This window comes from Paenibacillus plantarum, from assembly GCF_013141695.1.
In the GTDB taxonomy this organism is placed as follows: Bacteria; Bacillota; Bacilli; order Paenibacillales; family NBRC-103111; genus Paenibacillus_E; species Paenibacillus_E plantarum.
Map to the genome: position 1 here is coordinate 389,392 of NZ_WHNY01000067.1, position 20,802 is coordinate 410,193.

The 20,802-nt window shown below is 43.6% G+C and carries 22 protein-coding genes, 1 tRNA gene and 2 pseudogenes; 9 read left to right on the top strand and 16 right to left on the bottom strand.

Annotation, left to right across the window (positions count from 1 at the left end; genetic code table 11):
• Positions 1–31: 31 nt before the first annotated feature.
• From GC096_RS24695 to GC096_RS24725, 7 genes are all read right to left on the bottom strand, one after another.
• The gene (locus tag GC096_RS24695) at positions 32–1,633 is read right to left on the bottom strand and encodes a response regulator (protein WP_171633954.1); all 1,602 of its coding nucleotides are present in this window, start codon (positions 1,631–1,633) and stop codon (positions 32–34) included.
• Positions 1,611–3,413 (bottom strand): sensor histidine kinase, encoded by a 1,803-nt coding sequence (locus tag GC096_RS24700; RefSeq protein WP_171633955.1) that lies wholly within the window; start codon positions 3,411–3,413, stop codon positions 1,611–1,613. Before GC096_RS24700 ends, GC096_RS24695 begins: the two co-directional genes overlap by 23 nt.
• Positions 3,414–3,629: 216 nt before the next feature.
• A complete protein-coding gene (locus tag GC096_RS24705) occupies positions 3,630–4,043 on the bottom strand; it encodes a VOC family protein (protein ID WP_171633956.1) in 414 nt (137 codons plus the stop codon).
• Between the two features lie 482 nt (positions 4,044–4,525).
• Complete coding sequence (locus tag GC096_RS24710; RefSeq protein ID WP_171633957.1) at positions 4,526–4,981, bottom strand: VOC family protein; 456 nt, start codon at positions 4,979–4,981, stop codon at positions 4,526–4,528.
• Positions 4,982–5,060: 79 nt separating this feature from the next.
• Complete coding sequence (locus GC096_RS24715; RefSeq protein WP_171633958.1) at positions 5,061–5,510, bottom strand: DoxX family protein; 450 nt, start codon at positions 5,508–5,510, stop codon at positions 5,061–5,063.
• A gap of 20 nt (positions 5,511–5,530) precedes the next feature.
• Positions 5,531–6,127: a TetR/AcrR family transcriptional regulator gene (locus GC096_RS24720; protein WP_171633959.1), complete on the bottom strand. Its 597-nt coding sequence runs from the start codon at positions 6,125–6,127 to the stop codon at positions 5,531–5,533.
• Between the two features lie 195 nt (positions 6,128–6,322).
• Complete coding sequence (locus GC096_RS24725; protein ID WP_246302930.1) at positions 6,323–7,357, bottom strand: AraC family transcriptional regulator; 1,035 nt, start codon at positions 7,355–7,357, stop codon at positions 6,323–6,325.
• A 112-nt stretch (positions 7,358–7,469) separates the two neighbouring features.
• Here GC096_RS24725 and GC096_RS24730 point away from each other — a divergent pair, with 112 nt between their 5' ends.
• Complete coding sequence (locus tag GC096_RS24730) at positions 7,470–8,051, top strand: NAD(P)H-dependent oxidoreductase (RefSeq protein ID WP_246302931.1); 582 nt, start codon at positions 7,470–7,472, stop codon at positions 8,049–8,051.
• Positions 8,052–8,135: 84 nt separating this feature from the next.
• Here GC096_RS24730 and GC096_RS24735 read toward each other — a convergent pair whose 3' ends face one another.
• The gene (locus tag GC096_RS24735) at positions 8,136–8,294 is read right to left on the bottom strand and encodes a hypothetical protein (protein WP_056616564.1); all 159 of its coding nucleotides are present in this window, start codon (positions 8,292–8,294) and stop codon (positions 8,136–8,138) included.
• A gap of 89 nt (positions 8,295–8,383) precedes the next feature.
• Positions 8,384–8,923, bottom strand: coding sequence for a PadR family transcriptional regulator (locus GC096_RS24740; RefSeq protein WP_171633960.1), 540 nt, complete (start codon positions 8,921–8,923; stop codon positions 8,384–8,386).
• A gap of 122 nt (positions 8,924–9,045) precedes the next feature.
• On the opposite strand from GC096_RS24740, the gene GC096_RS24745 reads away from it, so the two are divergent.
• A complete protein-coding gene (locus GC096_RS24745; RefSeq protein WP_171633961.1) occupies positions 9,046–10,170 on the top strand; it encodes a serine hydrolase domain-containing protein in 1,125 nt (374 codons plus the stop codon).
• Entirely contained in the window at positions 10,161–10,352 is a 192-nt protein-coding gene (locus tag GC096_RS24750; protein ID WP_171633962.1) for a hypothetical protein, read from the top strand. The genes GC096_RS24745 and GC096_RS24750 overlap by 10 nt, the downstream gene beginning before the upstream one ends.
• A 219-nt stretch (positions 10,353–10,571) precedes the next feature.
• Here GC096_RS24750 and GC096_RS38855 read toward each other — a convergent pair.
• Together GC096_RS38855 and GC096_RS24760 are read right to left on the bottom strand one after the other, a co-directional pair.
• Positions 10,572–10,676: pseudogene (locus GC096_RS38855) on the bottom strand (TetR family transcriptional regulator); the annotation flags it as partial.
• Positions 10,677–10,756: 80 nt separating this feature from the next.
• A complete protein-coding gene (locus GC096_RS24760; RefSeq protein ID WP_216626251.1) occupies positions 10,757–11,461 on the bottom strand; it encodes a MerR family DNA-binding transcriptional regulator in 705 nt (234 codons plus the stop codon).
• Positions 11,462–11,625: 164 nt separating this feature from the next.
• Between GC096_RS24760 and GC096_RS24765 the strand changes: the two genes are divergently transcribed.
• The gene (locus tag GC096_RS24765; RefSeq protein WP_171633964.1) at positions 11,626–12,246 is read left to right on the top strand and encodes a DUF5701 family protein; all 621 of its coding nucleotides are present in this window, start codon (positions 11,626–11,628) and stop codon (positions 12,244–12,246) included.
• Here GC096_RS24765 and GC096_RS24770 read toward each other — a convergent pair.
• Complete coding sequence (locus GC096_RS24770; RefSeq protein WP_171633965.1) at positions 12,243–13,397, bottom strand: PQQ-dependent sugar dehydrogenase; 1,155 nt, start codon at positions 13,395–13,397, stop codon at positions 12,243–12,245. The genes GC096_RS24765 and GC096_RS24770 overlap by 4 nt on opposite strands.
• A gap of 254 nt (positions 13,398–13,651) precedes the next feature.
• Positions 13,652–14,668, bottom strand: a complete 1,017-nt coding sequence (locus GC096_RS24775) for a YncE family protein (RefSeq protein ID WP_171633966.1) — start codon at positions 14,666–14,668, stop codon at positions 13,652–13,654.
• Positions 14,669–14,860: 192 nt separating this feature from the next.
• Here GC096_RS24775 and GC096_RS24780 point away from each other — a divergent pair, with 192 nt between their 5' ends.
• On the top strand, positions 14,861–15,622 hold the full coding sequence (locus GC096_RS24780) for a metallophosphoesterase (protein WP_171633967.1): 762 nt from the start codon (positions 14,861–14,863) through the stop codon (positions 15,620–15,622).
• A 161-nt stretch (positions 15,623–15,783) separates the two neighbouring features.
• Positions 15,784–17,289, top strand: coding sequence for a M35 family metalloendopeptidase (locus tag GC096_RS24785; RefSeq protein WP_171633968.1), 1,506 nt, complete (start codon positions 15,784–15,786; stop codon positions 17,287–17,289).
• Positions 17,290–17,426: 137 nt separating this feature from the next.
• Here the strand turns inward: GC096_RS24785 and GC096_RS24790 are convergent, their stop codons facing one another.
• Both GC096_RS24790 and GC096_RS24795 read right to left on the bottom strand, forming a co-directional pair.
• A complete protein-coding gene (locus GC096_RS24790; protein WP_216626252.1) occupies positions 17,427–17,744 on the bottom strand; it encodes a type II toxin-antitoxin system RelE/ParE family toxin in 318 nt (105 codons plus the stop codon).
• Positions 17,741–18,004, bottom strand: a complete 264-nt coding sequence (locus GC096_RS24795; RefSeq protein ID WP_171633969.1) for a type II toxin-antitoxin system Phd/YefM family antitoxin — start codon at positions 18,002–18,004, stop codon at positions 17,741–17,743. The genes GC096_RS24790 and GC096_RS24795 overlap by 4 nt, the downstream gene beginning before the upstream one ends.
• Positions 18,005–18,430: 426 nt before the next feature.
• On the opposite strand from GC096_RS24795, the pseudogene GC096_RS24800 reads away from it, so the two are divergent.
• Positions 18,431–19,138: pseudogene (locus tag GC096_RS24800) on the top strand (Rpn family recombination-promoting nuclease/putative transposase).
• Between the two features lie 408 nt (positions 19,139–19,546).
• On the opposite strand, the gene GC096_RS24805 reads toward GC096_RS24800, so the two are convergent.
• Positions 19,547–19,619: transfer RNA gene (locus GC096_RS24805), tRNA-Ala, on the bottom strand.
• Positions 19,620–19,831: 212 nt separating this feature from the next.
• On the opposite strand from GC096_RS24805, the gene GC096_RS24810 reads away from it, so the two are divergent.
• Positions 19,832–20,119: a hypothetical protein gene (locus GC096_RS24810; RefSeq protein WP_171633970.1), complete on the top strand. Its 288-nt coding sequence runs from the start codon at positions 19,832–19,834 to the stop codon at positions 20,117–20,119.
• Positions 20,120–20,140: 21 nt separating this feature from the next.
• Positions 20,141–20,659, top strand: a complete 519-nt coding sequence (locus GC096_RS24815) for a VanZ family protein (protein ID WP_171633971.1) — start codon at positions 20,141–20,143, stop codon at positions 20,657–20,659.
• Positions 20,660–20,802 lie beyond the last annotated feature (143 nt).

The following is a 20,802-nucleotide window of genomic DNA, read 5'->3' on the forward strand; positions in this document are numbered from 1 at the left end:
ACGGAGTATTCTTTACGAAGTAAGCATTATTCTATGATGTTCGATGACCGAAGACGAGCTTTCGAAATTCGGTCGGATACATACCTTCCATTTGTTTGAAGCTGCGGCTGAAATGATTCGGATCGGCATACCCGATGAGCTCAGAAATTTCGAAAATTTTGTAATCCGGATTCTTGAGCAGCTCGCGGGCATTTTTCATTCGAACATTCGTCATATAATCGGTGATCGTTTTGCCGGTTTCTTTTTTGAACAAAATACTCAAATAATTCTCCGTATAACCTACGGTACTGGCTAAATCAGCTACTTTGAGGGGTAAATTATACTTCTCCATAATTTGACGGATCACCATTTGAATCTCTGGTCGGAGTTTCTCTTTCCCATGCTCACGCTTGTACGCCAGAAAGACGGGCAGCCATCCGATGAACCAGTTGGATATCGCCTGCAAGGTTTCAGCATTGCGAATAACATGGTACGGATACTGCTGCTCATGGAGGGTTACCGAGTAAATATCACCACCTTCGGCCTTCAGGCAGCGTGCGAAAATATGAAGAAGACCAAGCCACTGCTCACGCAATAGGGCAGGAGGAATATTCTTATTGCGGCAAAGCTCCTCTGTCCAGGCGGTAATCTTCTCACGTAAGCCGATTTCGTCACCTTCTTCGATACGTTTCATCCATTCTTCTTCCTGCCATGGCTCAGATAGCGTGGGAGGTGAAACATGTAAATGATCATAGTAAACGATGCATGAGCCCCCGTAGTAGAACCGGTAGCTTAAGGCATGATCTGCTTTTTCATAGGCTTGATGCAGAGCAAATGCATCCTCGTAGGAGGGGGACACACCTATGGCTAGCGATATTTTCAAAAAAACTTGTACAGCATTCTGCATTTCGACCAACATGTTCGCGTTGATTTGACCCGTAAGGACGCAGAACTTTCCAACTGCCATCTCAACGAGTTCGCCATTGCCATACTTCTTAAGAATCTCATTGAGGACATTTTTCACCGTGTATGTCAAAAGTCGATCGCTTTGGAAACGGTTATTTTGCGTTAATTCCTCGTAGGAATCGATCTGGATCACCGCCGCTGCTAAGGGGGAAGTGAATAGCTCCAGTTGGAATTCTCGCCATACTTGTTCGATTTCCCCACGGGAAACATGGCCTTGGAGGAGCTCGCGCAACCGTTTTTCTTTGACCTCGTTGCTATATTGATTCACCTTCTGCTCAAGCTGCGTTCTTGCATGCTGGCCTTGTTTCTCCAGTTGTAATTGATCCTGAATTGCGCGGAGCTTCTCCATTAGCTCGGAGGGATTGATTTCTAATTTCGTGACATATTCGATGGCACCTAGGCGTAATGCCTGTTGTACATAGTTGAAGTCGTTATGATTGGATAAAATGAGACATTTGATCGCCGGCCAGCGTTCACGGATCTGTTTCAATAGTTCAAGCCCATCCATCTCCGGCATCCGAATATCCGTAAGTACGACGTCGCAAGGCTGCGCTTCTAATATTTTCAAAGCTTCCAACCCATTAGCAGCTTCACCTATGACCTGGAACTCTTCGTTATCTCTCGGAATGATCGTCTTTAAGCCAATGCGCACAAGGATTTCATCATCAACGATCAGAATTCTCAGCATCTGTATTCCTCCTTTTCAAAGGCAGTACCAGTAATAGTCGGACGCCTTCGCCTTCCACGCTTGAGATGTGCATGCCGTACTGCATGCCAAAGTGGAGCTTAATTCGTTCATTTACATTGCGTATTCCGATGCCGCTGAACTTTGCGTGTGGCTGATTCAGGGAAGATTCAACTTGCCCAATCATCTCCATACTCATGCCTACGCCGTTATCCTGCATCACAATATGCAGATTCCCATTAACTTCTTCAGCTTGAAGCTCAATCAGAAGCGGGAACCGATTGCCATGAATTATGCTGTTCTCTACAGCAGGCTGCAGCGTGAATTTTAACACTTCGCAGTCAAGCAGCGCTTCCGGAATGTGATAAGTAAATGTGATCTGATCATGATATCGAATTTCCTGGAGAGATAAGTACACTTGTAAATAGTCCAGTTCTTCTTGCAACGTGACGAATTCTTGTTCATTCCGCATGGTGAAATTCAGCAGTTTACCCAGTTTGGTAATCATTTCACTGATATGATCAGCACCAGAAAGCAGTGCCATCCATTTGATTGAATTGAGTGTATTGAGTAGAAAATGCGGATTAATTTGCGCTTGAAGTGCTTGGAACTGTGCTTTCTGCTTGCGCCGCTGCTCATCATATAAATCGGATATGAGAACTTGCAGATGCAGCACCATGCGATTGAAGTTATTGCCAAGCAGGGCAATCTCATCTTCCCCTTTTATCGTAACGAGCGTATTAAATTCCCCTTTACCAACCTTGGTCATGGATTTGGCCAATTGTTTGAAAGGACTCGTTACACGAAGCATGAGTATGATGAAGGCGATGGCAAATAGAAGGAACCAGGCGACAACCCAGGTGATAGATTTGTCTTTTTCCCGACTAAGCTGGGTAGCGAAATCCTTCTGATTCATGAATTGGACTAGCCGCCAACCTAGCTGTGGGACATAAGCGTCATTCATAAAATAGACATGGTCTTTGATTTTCACTTCTTGAATGCCATTTATATTGGTACGAACGTTCTGAAGGGCATGATTCGCCAACAAATCTGCAGCCGCACGGTCACCGATTAAAAGATTCTGGTCTTCATCAACGAGGACAGAGGTTATGCCTGCAGCTTGTTGCTTCTGGATCTCGGCGTTCGGGTAGAAGAAAACTGGGATCGGTACGCTGATAAAAAACACACCATAGTTACTCGTATATTCGCCATTAATTTGTCTCGTCATGACGATCAGATCTTGTTTATTATTGGATGAAGGAAGTGAGTAGGGAACTGTCCAGTAAGGGAAGCCATTGCGCCCCAGCGTTGGTTCATACCAGCTTTCCTTATAGAAAGATTGCACATTCGTTGGTGTGACGGCAGACCATGTGGTATGTGTAAACCCTCTATTGTCGTATATCCCAAGCTGCGTCGTACTGTCGAGAAGGAGATCTTTGACGTTGGACATTTTCTTTTGCAGGCTCGTGAGCTTAATGAAGGAGAGGTAGTTATTGGACCAATCCGCAGGCTCTTTCAGAAATTTCTCCGTCTCTGGATCATTAATAATCAGACTAGACGCGGTGATCATGCGAACGGCCATCTCATTCATGGCTGTGGCTTTTTGGGATACGGATGCTTGATTGGATTGGTTGAGCTGAATTTGTACAATATCTTCAGAAGACTTATAGAATCGGTAGAGAATGATCACAACTGGAAGAATAATCAGGAAAAATAAGGAGATCAGAATTTTGCCACGCAACGTCTTAATTGGACTGCGAAGTTTCATCATGGATGTCACCATTAGCCTCATCTTCTGGGATTAGGATTCTCTTCTATCATACAACGACGACCTTTATCCCGCTAGAGAGAGTAGGAAGAAGCGCAGCATTTCAAAGAATATGCCGTATAAAACAAAGAATATGCATGGTCAATGTTGGGCGAATGGAGGGGGAATAGGTGGATAAGGGAATACGTATAAAAAAAGAGGCGTGAGATTCTCTCACTACCTCTTGTATGCTTATTGATTCACTGCGTTCGGATCCATCCAGAATAATTCCCATTGATGGCCGTCAAGATCTTGGAAAGTGCGCGTGTACATAAAGCCGTGATCCATTGGTTCACTGTACGATGTCCCGCCAGCTGCAAGTGCTTTATCGACAAGTGCATCTACTTCTTCTCGGCTGTTGAAACTTAAACCAACGAGTACTTCCGTCGTTTTAGTTGCATCGGCAATTTCTTTTTTCGTAAAAGTTTGGAAGTACTTCTCGACTAACAGCATGGAATAAATATGTTCGCTGATAATCATGCAGGTTGCATTCTCATCCGTAAATTGAGGATTGAAGGCGAACCCAATAGCAGTGAAGAAAGCGATAGACTTGTCCAAATCTTTGACAGGTAAATTCACGAAAATTTTATCCGATTGAACAGCCACGAAAGGATCACCTCAATAAGTTATTTGTTGTACCCCATTATAATAATGGAACGCTAATTAGCGGTCAAATGTGGCGGAAAACTTATAAGATGGCATGTCTCCATTTCATCTGTTTCGGTGCAAAAGGTTACACACTCTCACGCATGTCGTAGTCGTTTTTGCTGAAAATGCGTGTACTATCGCATCTTTGGGGTAATACGACGGGGTCATGCGCTGATGTAACGATGTTTTTCATCGTTACAGTGAGGAGAGTGAGCGAAACTGGCCCAATTCGCTGATGTAACGATGTTTTTCATCGTTACAGCGAGGAGAGCGAGCGAAATTGGTCCGATTCGCTGCTGTAACGATGTTTTTCATCGTTACAGCGAGGAGAGCGAGCGAAATTGGTCCACTTCGCTGATGTAACGATGTTTTTCATCGTTACAGTGAGGAGAGCGAGCGAAACTGGTCCACTTCGCTCCCGCTGCGACTCCTTTTCGTACCTATCCCTCGTAAGCTTGCTTAAGCGCGGCGATATCCATCTTTTGCATGCCGAGCATCGCGTTCATCACACGAGCGGCTTTCACGCGATCTTCGGCATTGAGTAGTTCCCCTAGTGTGCTTGGGATGATCTGCCAGGACAGGCCGAATTTATCCTGTACCCAACCGCAACGTTGAGGCTGGCCGCCTTCAGAAAGTTTCTCCCACAAGGTGTCGATCTCATCCTGTGACTCGCAGTTGACATATAGCGAAAAGGCAGGCGTTAATTTATAATGAGGCCCGCCATTTAAAGCCATATACCGCACTCCACCTAACAAAAATGTTCCTGATACAACTCTTCCCTCAGGACCAGAGCGATTGATACTTTCAATTTTGGAATCGCTGAAAATGGACGTGTAGAAATTCATTGCCTCTTCGGCATTGCCGTCGAACCATAAGAATGGAGAGATTTTTTGCATGTCAGCAGCTCCTTTTATTAGATATTGTATCACAAATATTGATCATTTCATGCGCATCGTAACTGATATCTCATCCCAGCTAATTCCCAAACCAAGGTGATGCCAACACGATAGCCGCGATAAAAACGAGTTGCAGAACGATCCGAACTGCCAATCGAGGCACTGGCTTGCCGCCAATGGTCAACTTCTTGCGAGCAGCGAGTACATTTGCGGGAAACATAGCGAGCAGCAGAAGCAATAGACCGATCGAGGCAGCCAGTGACACTACGGGAATCAGTATCCCGATGGCACCCGCGATTTCTAAATAGCCCGTAATGGTTACGATCGAGGCGGGTCTTGGGAAAGCAGGAGGGACCATCCGAATTAAATCGGGACGTCTTTTACCCCAATGTGCGGAGGCTGTAAGCAGAAACATGACAGCGACTGCGCCTTGCAGCGCGGTGTGCCAATCATCGAAATAAGACCATCCGAGAGAACCTATTCCCAAAAAAATTAGAAACGATGACATCAAGGCAATGAAAGGTGCCATGCGAATACCTCCTAGAGAACTTATTTGGATTGGTTTTTCAAAATGGTGGACATGAATGTAGACACCTCAGTGGAGACCTGCGTGGTTGTCGAGGCAAAAGATGAACGGACACGTAATCCGAGGGAGAGCAGGACGAACATTTCAGCTGTTTGGTCCGGGTTAACGTGATCCATAATGACACCGTGGAGTTGACCAATTGTGATCCAATTCTTAGCAAATGAAACGGATCGCTCATAAAAATGCTGCAGCACTTCCGCAACGGTAGGATCATCTTCCTTGCCAAGTAAGTATTTGAGTATTTTATTCGTGATATCATGAGAATCTTCTAGCGCGATGAGATTATGAGCGATGCTTTGCATGGGTCCCTCAAAGGATTTGACAGCGTGTTCCGTCTCCTGCATGAATTTCGTATTCGTTTCTTCAAGTCGCTCGTGCAGCACCATCGCATAAATTTCGTCCTTACTCTTCACATAATGGAAGATTGCTCCTTTGGAAAGCGATGATTGTTCCATGATGTCTTTCATCGTGATAGCGTGGCAGCCTTTTTCCTTCAACAGCGCTTTGGTCGCTTCGAGGAGCTTTCGTGTGGTGATTTCTCTACGTTCCTCATTCTTCATAGGCACAATCCTCCGTCTTTTGGAAATTAATCACTAATTTCATTATAAAAACAGACCATCGGTTTGTAAATAGGTAAATCGAAAGACGCCACAAGGACCAGAACCCCAGCAGCGTCGTTCTCCACCATTTTGTTTGAAAATTACGATTGTATGAACATCATGCGTCGCTTCCAACATTTGACTGAGCAACATCACTCAGCCATTCACGCGCATTTGTCCACTTTGGATCGTAGCTCGATACTGTCCAGGTGTTAAGCCAGTCCATTTTTTAAAGGCATTTTGAAAGGCGCTAGGTTCGGAAAAATGGAGCACATAAGCGATGTCCCCAACGGAAAACTCCCATTTGCGAAGGTAGCCCATGGCTAATTCTTTACGTACTTGAATGGAGAGATCGTTATATGTCGTATTCTCTTCTTTCAATTTATGTTGAAGTGTACGTGAGCTCATTTGGAGGAAATCTGCCGTTTGCTGCAAGGATGGGAAGTAGGACGGCATGCATGAGCGTATCCACTGGATAACTTGCTCAGTGAATCGACTAGCTTGCGTCAGCTCCTGTCTAGTTTCTTGTGCGATATTCTCAAATATGCTCAGTAACTTAGCGTCGGAATAGAGGACAGGGTATTGCAATACATCCTTGCTGAAACGCAAGTAATTGCTATTCGCAGCGAAGCGGGGGATTCGTCCAAATACGGGTTGATAAGGAGTTACATCTACCGTTGCTTCGTGCCGAAACGCGACCTCCAGAAGTGGGATTACACGGTTACTGAGTCTCCCGATCAGTCGGAATAAGGAGCTGGCCATATCTTCTATACAATGACGGGACATCTGCCCCTGTCCGGGATGCTGTAGAAACATGGATATCCTCACATCTTCGCCATCCACGTCCCAATCAAGATTGAATCCGCTGCATAGCAGCACATTATATCGTTGGTAAGCTGCTAACGCATCGACAACGGTTTGGGAATGCATCATGACATAACCAAGGATGCCCATATCGGCGAATTCCATGATCTGTCCTTGATGTAAGCCGAAATGCGTATCCTTCGTAAAATGGGCCGCGGCTATCGTTAATCGCTCCAATTCCTCCCCTGAGATGCGTGCCTCAACATCCTGGAGTAGACTGCCGTCAAAGGAAGCATAGTTACAAAATTGCTCCGAATCAAAGCCTTTTTGTACCACCGTTTTCAAAATGGGGTACACCATAGAAATGGCAACACCTTGGCTTTTCAAGTTGAAAATCCCTCCTTTGCGTGAATCAGCAATTGGTTTGCGTGTTTCATCATTCCAATCGAATCGCATTCATTCTATGCTGATTATAGTCGCAAATAAGGAGGAAATCATCTTGAAATCGAATATTCTTGTCATTAATGGACATCCGGATCCGCAAAGCTATTGTGCAGCGCTAACGAATGCATATATCGAAGGGGTCTCACACAATAAGGTTGACATTCAGAGGATTGATCTTCATTCCTTAACGTTTGATCCGAATCTGCAGTTTGGCTATCGGAAGCGTACAGAGCTCGAAGAGGATTTACTGCAAGCGCAGGATCTCATCCGCTGGGCTGATCATCTAGTCTTCGTTTATCCAACCTGGTGGGGGGCGATGCCAGCGTTGCTGAAAGGATTTGTTGATCGTATTTTCTTATCTGGCTTCGCTTTCAAATATCGGGAGAAGTCTGTACTCTGGGATAAGCTGCTCGTAGGTAAATCAGCGCATCTCATTGTGACAACGGATACCCCAGCTTGGTACAGTCGATGGATCTATAAGCATGCGGGTTATCGAATTATGAAAAATAATATATTACAATTCTGCGGGATTACGCCTGTACGTCTTACCGAGATAGGACCAGTTAAGTCATCTTCTCTAGAGAAACGAGTCCAGTGGTTGGAGAAAGTAAAGCAGCTTGGAACGAAGTTAGCCTAGGTAAACGGCCGTATACAATCGAGGTCTTAAGCGGAGCATGCAAAGAGGGAGGTCCCTAAGGACCTCCCTCTTGATCTTACCAACCTAACGATGTTCCACCAAATCAATTGCTCCTAGAATTACATGAGCAACGCCGAAGCCAAGCACACCAACACCAAGAAGCTTATACTTGCTTTTTAGCATAGTAGCACCAGATGCAGAAACGACAGTTCCAAGAACAGCAGGAATCAATCCCTCGCGCATGAACATCACTCCTCCAAGTTTGTTTGGGTTAAGCAAGACATCTTAGTTTGCATCAAAGTCACTAATATATGCAGGTTATTCCATAACCGCTACGACGTTGAGGGTAACTCGGCAAGCAAGGCTTCGAACCATTCCTTGGCAAAAGTATGAGAACGAATGCCATAATCAAGGGTTTTGATTTGATAAGCGAGAATTTCTGCATAGGGGGCCGGAACTTGAACGTTCTGGAGCCCTTTGTCCATTTGCTGGAGATCAAGTTCAGCCTTTTCAATCTGAGAGATAATTTGCTGTAAGATGGCACGTTTATCTTGGGTGGAATCGATTAATCCCAGAAAAAATACTTTAGCGAGTGCTGTAGATTCTAATCTGCTAGTTGGTATCTCAGAGCTCATCCACGTATAGAAAGCTCCTCGGCCTTTCTCTGAGATGACGTAAACTTTCTTGTTCCGCCCGCGATCTACCTGCTCCTCATAACCAATATCACCTTGTTGAAGTAATTTCTTTAAAGCCGTCTGCAAGCTGCCATAACTGGCACTATAGAACAAGGCAATGCCTTGTTGGAATGCTTTGTTGAGGTCATACACCGTCTGATTCTTCAAAATCAATAAACCGAGAATGACGAATTCCATATCGGGAGTCTCCTTATTCGTGTTGACATGTGACTTGTCCTTACACTACGATTAGTTATATTACTAATAGTAACATTAGTCGTTGGCAAATACAATTCGTACTGGGGAGGTTCCATATCACGATGTTTGTTCGAAAATCATGGAGCAATGTAGAAGCCTCAAAGCATCTCGATTCGTACTTCACGAAATTACGCAAGAGCAGCCGCCATCAGACAGGCGTACAAGTATGGATTGACAGCAGAGAATTTACGTATCGCTATGCCGCAGGGGGAATAACAGCCCATAAGGATATTTCGGTCTCACTAAATCAGCCCTTTCATACGGCAAGTATTGGGAAAGTTTTTACAGCTGTATTAATTATGAAATTGGCAGAAAGGGGGAAACTCTCGTTAGATTCGCCAGTTGTGACTTTTTTACCACCGTCTGAGTTGGAAAATCTCTTCGTGTATCGTAATGTAGACTACGTTAATCAAGTAACGATCAAGCAGCTGCTAGGGCATACTTCGGGGGTAGCAGACTATTTCGATGACCCAGTCATCCACAAGCCAACGTTTATGCAACGAATTGTTGCTAATCCTCAGGAAATGTGGACACCAGAAACTTTGATCGATTTTACGAGGAGAAATCAACGGAGCCATGGAGCTCCAGCGTCGCGCTTTCATTACTCGGACACCGGTTACATCTTGTTGGGTAGGATAATTGAGCAGATCACGGGAAAATCCTTCAGCGACAATCTGCACCTTGAGATATTCAATCCCCTACAAATGAACGATTCGTACTTGATGTTCTATTCGCAGCCGAAACATACGTCAGCTGAACCTATACAGGATATTTGGTTGAACAAGGTTGAAATCAGTCGTTTGCCATGCTTAAGCTGCGATTGGGCAGGTGGAGGCATCGTGACAACTCCCCAGGATCTCCTGCTTTTTCAGAAAGCACTCCCTAGTGGATCATGCATCAATGAAGCATCGTTACAAGCGATGAAGACCTTCCCTAACAAATTTCGAAATGGTATACATTATGGATTAGGGATGATGGAGCTTCATTTCGAGGGGTTTTTCTTTTTGCTCAGAGGACTACCGAGGCTCCAAGGACACAGCGGTATTCTAGGAACGCATATGTTCAGCCATCCTGAATCCGACACACATATCGTCATGAATTTCGGTTCAAGTACGTCAATTGTACGAAGCTATAGAGCATTAATTGAAGTGGTGACGACGTTGAAAAGGATGCGAGTATGGGGATAGAGATTTTCCAGAGCAATCCGGGACTAATCCGGAGCTATTTTAGAGCTATTCCAGTGCGCCTAATCGCTAACGGACAAGGGAGACTGTATTTGCCTGAAATCAGGCATTCCAGTGGGCTAACGGACACAGCAAGCGCTATTGAACGGATTTCATTCATTTATCAGCTAATCAAGGTCGTTTAACGTCTCTTGTGTCCGTTAGCCACTGCACAGTGACGTAAATGAAGAAATAACGCTACTGGTGTCCGTTAACACAATTGGAAATGTAGAAAATAAGCGAATCATTCGTAGTTCGAGCAAAGTAAGAATCTCAGTTACCACACTATCGACGTAAGAGCGTTCTGGTTGTGATTTCATCGATACAGAAAGTCCAATAGCTGAAATCGTCAGTACGCGCGATAGAGCCGATAGATCACTCATTGAAGTCGCTTCATAACCTTTTTCCCAGAAAACTTGCATAGCTGCAGCTAATGCATGTTGTTCATCAAACTCCCGCGGTCGAATCATCGTCGTGATCACTCTTTCTGTACTCATCGGCACAAAATAGACTTATAACAAAATGTTACCAAGAGTCAACGCTGTTTATTTTAATCCATTAGATTCAAAAGGCGGCATAATTTGTACAAATTATGCACGCCGCGAAGCTGTTCCTGTTTGACTTTGTATAGGAATTTTAGAGATTGATGCGCGATTCTCTTGGCGTGTTCAACATCGTAAGGGTCCATTTCTGCAATTGCTTGTTTCAGGCCAATAAGATCGAGCGAGTAGACGGCTGGTCGCAAGGTGCGGAGCAGCATAATTTTGTGTAATTGCGATCGATTATATCTACGATAGTCATTCTGGGGATCGCGCGAGGAGAGAATGAGGCCGACTTTTTCCCAGTGCCGAATGGTAGAGCGCGGGAGGGAGGTTTCCTCGGCAACCTCACCAATAGTCATCCAGATCATTTCATGGGAATCGAGTATGTTTAGGTGCTCGGTTTCAAAAATTTGAATATTTGACTCAGCTAGTAAAGTATCACGATGCAAGTTAGCTTGCACTTCATTTACGATTCGGAGTGCGGAATCCATCTCTTTGCATTGAATGTTACGTAGAATTTCGGAGGTCGCATCCATCCCAAACCCGGGTTCCATGGCCTGAATGCAAGTAAAGTAAGTAACATGTTCTTCTGTGTATAACCGATAGCCATTGGATGATCGCGCTGGAATAGGGACAAGCCCTTTCGTCTCATAATTTCTTAAAGTGCTCGTGCTTATGTTAAGTTGATTTGCAATATCGATGGGTCTAATCATCAAGGTTCACCTCATCTTAGCATTCTTCTAAGATTAAAGCAGAAGTATAAGGTTATTTCAACAATTGCTTATTAAAACAAGGTATTTTATTTCAAACCTTTGAATTAGCTTTAATGTTATAAAATGACTATATAGCATATCATTGAGGAGGGACGCACGAACTTATGTTGAATGAGGAGTTTGAACGACAAGTCAGGAATCTAATTGATAAAGGATATCCACAATTAGTTGGATTAAGCGCGGCTGCATTTTCGCAGGAATTAGAACCGCTAAAGCATCAAATCTCTGAAATAAATCTAAACCAAATAGAAGCACAAGCATGGAGAATTCCTTTTGTCATTGTGATTAAGGGTGACTGGTTACATGCTGAGCATGCGATGCGACTGGTGGAACGAGAAGGGAAGAACGGTTTTAGTAGCATAGATATCGAGGAAATCAATCGCTTTCAACCTATTGAGGGCATGGAGCTCCCTGAGGGGAGGGCTTATCTGTTGTTGGATATCGATACGGGCACAGGAACATTAAACGTGACACCAACCGCAGCATTGGCCTCCATAACGCAAGAAAATCGTTCTCCGCTTACCTTGGAAGAAGGGATTAGTGTAATTACCCATTTTCCTGAAGTGCTGCGTAAAAATAATGGCTTCTCTCTGCTCGGTTCTCGCTGTGGTGACCGAAGAGTCACTGCGTTATGGATTAGTGACAAAAAGCCAAAGCTCGGCTGGTGCTGGGCGGGGAACCCACATACGTGGCTAGGATCCGCCTCTTGCCAGGCTAGATGCTAAACGATTTTCATGATCTTTCCATCTTGTGTGGACAGGTAAAGCTCGCCTGCCGCGTCCGTACCGAAGGAAGCAATATTCAAACCGGATGCTAATAAAGTTCGGTTCTTGATCGTCCCGTCACTTTGTTGCGATAATGCCCAAATGTTCCCCGTCCCATAATCTGCGTACACGTACCAGCCGATAAGTTCAGGGAGCTTTGTACCCCTATACACATAGCCTCCGGTAATGGATACGCCTTGATCACGACCATAGGTAAACAGCGGTTGCTCTAAGCCAGCCTTATTGCAGCCTTCCTTTGGTTCGTAGCATGCAAATCCTTCTTGAATACGCCACCCATAGTTTTTACCTTTTTCTATGAGATTAATTTCTTCGAATCGATTCTGGCCAACATCGGCTGCCCAAAGTTTCCCTGTAACGGTATCGAAACTGAATCGCCATGGATTCCGCAGTCCGTAGGCATAGATTTCCTTAGCCCCTTTGCCAATAAAAGGATTGTCAGCTGGAATTGCATAAAGAAGCCCATTGGCTGGCTTGTCGACGTCGATACGTAGTATTTTGCCTAGCAGGGACTGAAGGTTCTGGCTATTGTTCTGAGGATCTCCGCTGCTGCCGCCGTCTCCCGTTGCTATGTACAAGTAACCATCTGGACCGAAAGCGAGTTGCCCGCCATTATGATTCGAATAGGGCTGCTTAAAAGTTAGCAACACTTTCTCACTAGTTGGATCCAGAAGAGCGGGATTGTTAGGAAGCGTGTTGTAGCGAGCGATGACGGTATGGGTCTCCGTCGTGTAGTTCACATAGGCCAACGTTGGATCCTTCGGATGGAAGGCTAGTCCTAGCAACCCTTGTTCGTTTCCACTATCATTGACCCGATCCGTAATATCAAGCATAAGAGCGGGCTTTTCCTTCGGCTTATCCATGTTCACGCTGATGATTCTACCAGGCTGTTCTACGATATACAGGAGTTGCGGTGAGTTAACACGATGCTCAAGTCCAACGGGATGATCGAAGTTGTTTGGCTCGAAAATAGGAGTCAGTGAAATGCTGTTTGATAGCGTGGAGGAAGGTTCGGAATCTTTGGACCAAAAGCATGCAGGTAGTACAAGTAGTAGGATTAAGCTCATAAATGCAAGGTAATAACGCTTATTCATAATCGACCTCCTTCAAGAAGATGCTAATGATTTAGAGATAATTTGACATGTAAGATGCTGCTTTCTCGATCCCTTTTCTCTAGAACCATCTATAATAAGTATGCGATATAACAAATGTAGCGAAAAGGGTGATTAAAGTCCAGTACCAAGCCCAAATGCAGGGTATTAGGTGGTGCGGGGTCATAAACGACATAAAAAAGCCCTCCGATCGGAGGGCTCACCAAGAAAGCATAGTAAGGTATGAAGCTATCAAGCTATCCAGAAAGAACGGTTATTGTATTGTCAGATCCATTGGCAAAGTAGACCCGATTGTTTTTCTCATTAGCAACGCCTGCAGATGCCCCAAGTCCAAGAGGCAGGTTCGCTTTCATGATTTTGTTATTCACGCCATTAATGACACTGGCTCGGCTAGGGGGCATTTCTTCTCCAGCGGTGGAGACGTAGATTCTGTTCAGCTTACTGTTAACAACGGGGATACGTGGAGATTCACCGTCTTGAATTGTAGCGATGATTTTATTGGACTTTCCTGATATGACGCTGATCTTAAAGCTCTGAGTGGTATCGTCTGGCGCATAGATGCGGTTCGTTTTAGAATTGATCGCGAATGTATCGATATCACCGACATTTGGAATGGTTTTGATCAATTTGTTCGTGTGGCCATTAACAATGGAGACACTGCTATTCTCAGCGATCGCGATGTAAAGGCGATTCGTGCGCAAATTCAAAGCGAGAGAAGAGGGGCCTTGGCCCACTTCGATCGTGGTCATTACGCGATCTGTGCGGCCGTTGATGACAGTAGCGGAATTGTCCCCCGGATTAAGTATAAAAATACGGTTAGTGAATGGATTGATGCCAACCGTATGAGGAGCAGCAAAGTTCGGATTCTGTTGCCCAACCGCTATCGTAGCAACAATTTTCTTCTTATTTCCGTTAATCACCGTGACCGAATTTCTATCAAGATTAGCCGCGTACGCCTTATTCGTCTTCACATTTACCTCGATCGAAGCATAGCCGCCGCCTACGTCGAAAGTATGTGTCAGTTTATTCTTTTTACCGTCGATGATGAAAAGCTTGCCTGACAAGCCCGCAACATAAATCTGATTCGTTCGCGGATTGACAGCTACGGAGGCGGCCCCAGTGAGCCCCTCGATTGTCTTGATTACTCGATTGGATCGGCTGCTGATGACAGATAAACTGCTCGTTCCATTATTCGGCACATACAACAAATTCGTCCGTTTGTTTAATGCGATATCCGATGGTTTGCTGCCCACTTGGATGGTAGCTATAACTTTGATTTCGCTAATCGCAAACGCCTCCTTTACTTGTTTTCTATTAGAATATGAAAATCTAAGCTTTGGAGTTTGTACGATTTTGCACATAAAAAAATAAAAGGGATATTCCAGATTATCTTGAATACATATTACTTCATCAAAATGAATCTTGTATGTGAGGAGAATGATGAAATGATCTTTGTATACATAGTGATTCTAATCCTATTGGTTTATATTCTTTTCATCTTACCTACACAATGGCTAAAAATTGAACGGATCACGTATCCTCTGGATTTAAATTTAAAAATCCTGCAGATTAGTGACTTGCATGTAGAACGATTAAGAATAAGTCCTACAAAACTAACTACGATTATCAATAATGAAAAACCAAACCTTATTTGTATTACAGGTGATTTTACCAAACATCGTGAAAGTCTTAGCAAACTAGAAAAGTACCTAAGGGCTATGACAATTGGGCATGTCCCCATCTATTGTGTACTTGGCAACCATGATTATCAGCAAAAAAATGTCATGGATATAATCAAACGATTAAGGAAATACGGCTTACATGTATTAAGGAATGAATCGGTGCATCTAGATCAAATTGAACTAATAGGCATTGATGATTTTGATTCAGGCAAGAGCAACATAGAAAAATCATTTCAAAAAGTTAATCAAACTAAAACGAAAGTCATTATTACGCACGATCCGAATATCGTTCTAGATTTAAATAAGACTTACGACTATTTAATGGCTGGACATCTGCATGGCAAACAATTTAATCTGCCATTTTTATTTAGAATAAAAGACGCGGGTAAATTGCCTCGCATGGGGATATATAAGGGTCTACATAAGAATCAATATGGGGCTTACTACATTTCTAAGGGAATTGGGCAGACGGGTATTAATGCAAGATTTTTAGTTAGAAGTGAGGTAACGATGCATTATTTATAGGTTGGAAAAATAAAAAGACAAATCAACCAGAGTTATGGCTGATTTGTCTTTTTTTATATTATGGAGCCTAGTGGAAAATAAAGGTAATATTTGGAATATATCGAATATCTTATAAAGTTATAGATGAACAATACCTTTTTAGCACTAGGAGGGTTAAGTATATGGAACATACCAAGGGGCAAAGATCAAATAATACTCAAGTGCAAAGTTCTATACCTACGAAAAGCAGCGAAGAGAAAAACACGAGTGTGGAGCCATCTTCAACTTTAAAATATAAGGACATTCAATATTTGCAAAGAACGATCGGCAATCGTGCGGTCGCATCTTTTTTCAATACCCCTAAAAGAAACATGGGCGAGACCATTCAAAGGAAAATCCAATACACCGACAAAGAAGGGAAAAGTGAAACGAGCTCACAAGAAAGTGCCTGGTGTAATGCGTATGAACTGAAAATGGGGAAAAAGTTCACTACCTCACCGTTTTACTTCCAATTTTACAAATCCGATAACTTTACCATTAACGTAAATACAAGGAATCGTGAAGTAGATTATTTTAAAGAGCTGGAGGCTCTTTTAGGAACCGATCCGTCTACGCTCCAAAGCGCAAAGGACTGCAATACGATTGCCCCCAATGTGCTTATCACCTATACAGAAACTACTATAGATTCTACGATTAGTACCGATGAACGGGAAAATCAAACAATTATCTTCAATGATAAAGATATTACGCCTAGAGAGTCTGCAATAACCGGCGACAAAGCAAAGACAGTCAATAAACTAGTGTCAGATTCAAAAAAACAAATCGGGTCGGTCCTGAATATCCTCGATCAACTTTGCCAAACTGTGGACGATACCACAGAGACCAGTAAATTCAAAGATACGTTGACCTCATTACTATCTATCCAAGATAAGGATAGGAGTCTACCTGCAGCTTTAGAACAATTACGTATTATATTTCAAATCATGCAAAAGCGATTGTCAGCAGCAGTTCTTGAGGTATCTACCATGAGCCTAAACGATAGGCTTAGTAGACCAAATGCGGCGGGGTTATCTAGCCCTAAGCGAGGTGGTGATTGGATATTAAAGAACGAGAAGCACGACGCTACTCACAAAACTTGGGAAGAGTGGCTAAGAAAGAAACAGGACTTTGAAGGTGATATTCAATTGCGTATCGGCGCAGATCAGATACTATACAAGGAATCGTACAACAAACTTCTTACGGCATTTATACATGAGCTTAGTCATGCATCTGCTTCTACTCAGGACTATGCATACGTACATGAAATTGAGAAATATAAAAGTCTAGATTATATCAAACGGCTTGGTAATGCAGATACGATTGCTTTAATAGTCGAGGAGCTCATCAGGGAAAAGGAAAAGCAAGAAAAGGAAGCCCAACCGGTAGAGACTAATGGGAAGGAAGATAACAAAAAGGAAGATAATCACAAGGAAGAGCAGGCTAAAAGTACCCAAGAGGATATCCCTACAAAGGCACAAATGAAGGAATGGATAGTCGAATTAGCAGAGAATGATGGAGTCGATGACGTTTTCAAAGTAAAAGTGAGCGACTATTTAGCTCAATACGGTAAAGAAATTGCCTATATTGAAGATGAATTTGAGGAATGGGAAACCGATTTAGTGAAAGAGATTGCTTGGAAATTAATGTAGAGGAACTACGACAGCGACAGTTTAGGACTGAAATAGTACACGTGCAGAACAACACAAATTTCAAGAGGCGCGAACCCCTGATCACATCGCTGCTAGCGATGCAGTCTCCCGAGTGAGGAGGTTACATTACCAATAGTTTAGATCAAGCTGCTCCAGTGCCTTTTCCCGTAAAGAATCCGAATAATTGTAACAGTTTCTTCTTTCTCCGAGATGACATAGAACACGATGTATGAGTCCACAAGTAAATGTCGAATGCCGCTCGCTGCCAATCTCTCATCGTGGACTAATCCGTATCTGAAAGGCATTTGCTCCAATTGAGAAGCGGCTTCAGCGATTCTGCCAATGATTTTTCTCGCAGTCGTCGGGTCCATTAATTCGTTGGCAATATTATCAGCGATGTCTCGTAGATCTGCTTCTGCCAGCTCAGTGATTTCTAAACGATAGTTTGGAATCACTCCGAAATTTCCTTCTGAATGTCTGCTATTGCCTCATGAAAAGGACGTACTTTCTGCTTTTTCATTGCATCCATACCTTCATCCAGAAGCCTATTCAGTTCGAATTTTCCAACCAACTTTTCGTAGGTTTCAATACTCATTACAGCAAGGTCACCGTGGCCATTCTTCGTAATATAGACAGGTTCATCATATTTATGGCATAACTCAGATATCTCGTTGTAATGATTTCTTAAGTCCGAGCTTGGTCGAATCGTGGGCATATTCATTCTCCTTCCGTGTATGTATCGTTATTTTATCAAAATAACGATACATACTCAAGAGTAATAAACTAAATGGTATGAACGGGATGTCCGAATCCTGATTTAAATGGCTGACGAAGCGAACTCGACGAGGACTTTTAGCGGTGGATTCAGACGCCGTGCTCCTCCGCTACGCTCCATCCTCGCGGGCGGACCCCTGACCGTATCGCTGGCAGTGATGCGCTCTGCCGCGTGAGGCAGTTTCACTACCAAATGCTATGTTAAAGCGGCTCCAGTGCTTCTCTTCATAAAAAAACTATTAATTGTAGCTGTTTTAAATAAGTTTTAAAAGTTTAAAATTCAGAAGTAACTATCAAGTTTACATTCATACAATCATCTGAAAATTTCATGATATAATTAAGAAATAAGAGTGGGGGGGGGATTTTCATGAGAGATTTACTTGACCCGAAGAACGATTTTGTCTTTAAACGAATTTTCGGGAGCGAAGAAAATAAAGATGTGCTGTTGGCTTTCCTAAATCGTACTTTTCAAGAAGCCGGCGAACCACCACTATCCGAAATTATCCTCATGAACCCTTACACCGATAAAGATTCTCCTCAAGATAAGCAGTCCATATTTGACATCCAAGCTAAGACTACGGAAGGTAAATTAATTAATATTCTAAATTTTTCCATTCTTCCGAATTAACGGTATCATAATGTGTTTCATTTACGGGAGGATAACACTGGTATTTCATTGACGGACGATATGGAAATTCACTTTCTTGAACTCTCAAAGCTGAATTATCAAGAAACAACTACTTCGGGCGGATTATTGAATTGGTTGCTTTTTCTCAAAAGCGACAATACAGAAAATTGGGAGGTGCTCAAAATGCAGGAACCTGAACTCGGGAAAGCTATGTCTGTTCTGGAATTTCTTAGTCAAGATGCGGAATCTCGTCGACTTTACGAAATGAGACAAAAAGTATTACATGACGAGGCTTCGTCTATGGAAGGTGCGAAAGAAGAAGGCGTAAGGAAAGGCAAACTTGAAGTAGCAGCCAAGATGCTTGCCAAAGGAATGGATTTAGAGACAGTTTCTGAGCTTACCGGTATTTCAATCGAGGAGTTAAAAAAGTTAACCCAAGCCCACTAATATACAGCTGTCAGGGATATTTCCTTGGCAGTTTTTTCTTTTGTAGGGGGATGCCACTTGCATGGCAACCCTATCAAAAGAGTCCCAATCCTGATTTAACTGGCTGACGAAGCGAATTCGACGAGGACTTTTAGCGGTGGATTCAGACGCCGTACTCCTCCGCTACGCTCCGTCCGTGCGGGCGGACCCTGAGGGGTTCTCACCCCCAACCAAGGGATGTCCCAATCCTGATTTAACTGGCTGACGAAGCGAACGCGACGAGGACTTTTAGCGGTGGATTCAGACGCCGTGCTCCTCCGCTACGCTCCGTCCGCGCGGGCGAACCCCTCAGGGGTTCTCACCCCCATTTGGCTCCAAGAACGAAAAAAGAACATGTCTAATGACATGTTCTTTTTATTTCGTTCGGTATGGAGCCTAGGGGGATCGAACCCCTGACCTCATCGCTGCCAGCGATGCGCTCTCCCAGCTGAGCTAAGGCCCCGTGTGATGTCGCTTACAAACGTCGACTTTTTGTATTATACATGAATATACCGCGGCAGGCAATACCTGTCATTCAGGATTTTTCTAGCGAATGTGTATCTCAGATGCCGTATGTCGATTCTGTTGCAAACGGGGGGCGAACGTTGTTTTCGTCCGTATTTTCATGCTAACCTAGTAATATAAACTAGTTGAACGTTTGGGAGTGACGTAGAAGTGTCAAACGCAGTATTATATTGGATTTACTTGGGTATCGCTTTCGTAGTGCCGTTTGTGATTGGTGTTCTTTTGATGCGAAAAACGAACCGTTTAGGATTCTCCTTTTGGATCACGACGGCGTTAAATATTGTTCTGACGGGTCTTGCAGCTTTGTGGTGGAAGTCTGTCACGACAGATCAGTTTCAGATGATGTTTGGGATGGCGTTTTATGGGGTATCCGCTGTGAATTTAATGGTTATTGAATTTTTTGCCCTATTCAGTATTCGCAAAAAAATGAATCCTTAAGAGAGAGAGAAAGGAGCCGTTATGCCGAAGTTAACACGATCGAAGACGGTATTCTACGTGTTCCTAGTGGCAGCCATTCTATGGATGGCTATCATTTATATGAAATCTGCCGAGCCATACCAGCAGCAGAGCTTGAAGCCCTACTTGGAATCGAAATTTTCCACTGAAAAGTTGAAAGAACATATCCCAAAAGTGAAGTTTACCTATGATTCTCAAGTGATTTCGTGGCAAGATCCCATTAATTTGATTGAATTCTTCATAAGAAAAGCAGGGCACGTTAGCGAATACGCTGTGCTTGCCCTGCTTTGGTCAATAGCTTTACTTGCAAAACCTGTCAGAATGAACATAGCTTTGATCAGCTCCTTCCTAATCTCATTGCTTTACGCAATGACGGATGAATGGCATCAATCGTTCGTGAAGGACCGAACGGGGCACGGTATCGATGTAGTCGTCGACGGAGTTGGTATTCTGTGTGCACTCATTCTGATTGCAGTGGTGGTTTCGATACGTAATCGAATTAAATCCAGAAGAATAAGCTAGTTAGAAGTACATAGACTTTTCTTTTTCTAACGGATTGCCATTTCCAATGCTCGCGGGACTGGCTTTCCAAATCGTGCTGTTGCCACTCCATTAATTTCTCTGAAACATAGAGGTCTGTTGGTTGCATATGAGGGTCACTTTCC

Bases quoted from the DNA above. Each gene is read 5' to 3' on its own strand.
- GC096_RS24695 (WP_171633954.1), bottom strand. From the start codon at position 1,633: ATGCTGAGAATTCTGATCGTTGATGATGAAATCCTTGTGCGCATTGGC.
- GC096_RS24700 (WP_171633955.1), bottom strand. From the start codon at position 3,413: ATGGTGACATCCATGATGAAACTTCGCAGTCCAATTAAGACGTTGCGT.
- GC096_RS24710 (WP_171633957.1), bottom strand. From the start codon at position 4,981: ATGCAAAAAATCTCTCCATTCTTATGGTTCGACGGCAATGCCGAAGAG.
- GC096_RS24715 (WP_171633958.1), bottom strand. From the start codon at position 5,510: ATGGCACCTTTCATTGCCTTGATGTCATCGTTTCTAATTTTTTTGGGA.
- GC096_RS24720 (WP_171633959.1), bottom strand. From the start codon at position 6,127: ATGAAGAATGAGGAACGTAGAGAAATCACCACACGAAAGCTCCTCGAA.
- GC096_RS24735 (WP_056616564.1), bottom strand. From the start codon at position 8,294: ATGCGCGAGGGATTGATTCCTGCTGTTCTTGGAACTGTCGTTTCTGCA.
- GC096_RS24740 (WP_171633960.1), bottom strand. From the start codon at position 8,923: ATGGAATTCGTCATTCTCGGTTTATTGATTTTGAAGAATCAGACGGTG.
- GC096_RS24745 (WP_171633961.1), top strand. From the start codon at position 9,046: ATGTTTGTTCGAAAATCATGGAGCAATGTAGAAGCCTCAAAGCATCTC.
- GC096_RS24750 (WP_171633962.1), top strand. From the start codon at position 10,161: ATGGGGATAGAGATTTTCCAGAGCAATCCGGGACTAATCCGGAGCTAT.
- GC096_RS24760 (WP_216626251.1), bottom strand. From the start codon at position 11,461: ATGATTAGACCCATCGATATTGCAAATCAACTTAACATAAGCACGAGC.
- GC096_RS24765 (WP_171633964.1), top strand. From the start codon at position 11,626: ATGTTGAATGAGGAGTTTGAACGACAAGTCAGGAATCTAATTGATAAA.
- GC096_RS24770 (WP_171633965.1), bottom strand. From the start codon at position 13,397: ATGAATAAGCGTTATTACCTTGCATTTATGAGCTTAATCCTACTACTT.
- GC096_RS24780 (WP_171633967.1), top strand. From the start codon at position 14,861: ATGATCTTTGTATACATAGTGATTCTAATCCTATTGGTTTATATTCTT.
- GC096_RS24785 (WP_171633968.1), top strand. From the start codon at position 15,784: ATGGAACATACCAAGGGGCAAAGATCAAATAATACTCAAGTGCAAAGT.
- GC096_RS24795 (WP_171633969.1), bottom strand. From the start codon at position 18,004: ATGCCCACGATTCGACCAAGCTCGGACTTAAGAAATCATTACAACGAG.
- GC096_RS24815 (WP_171633971.1), top strand. From the start codon at position 20,141: ATGCCGAAGTTAACACGATCGAAGACGGTATTCTACGTGTTCCTAGTG.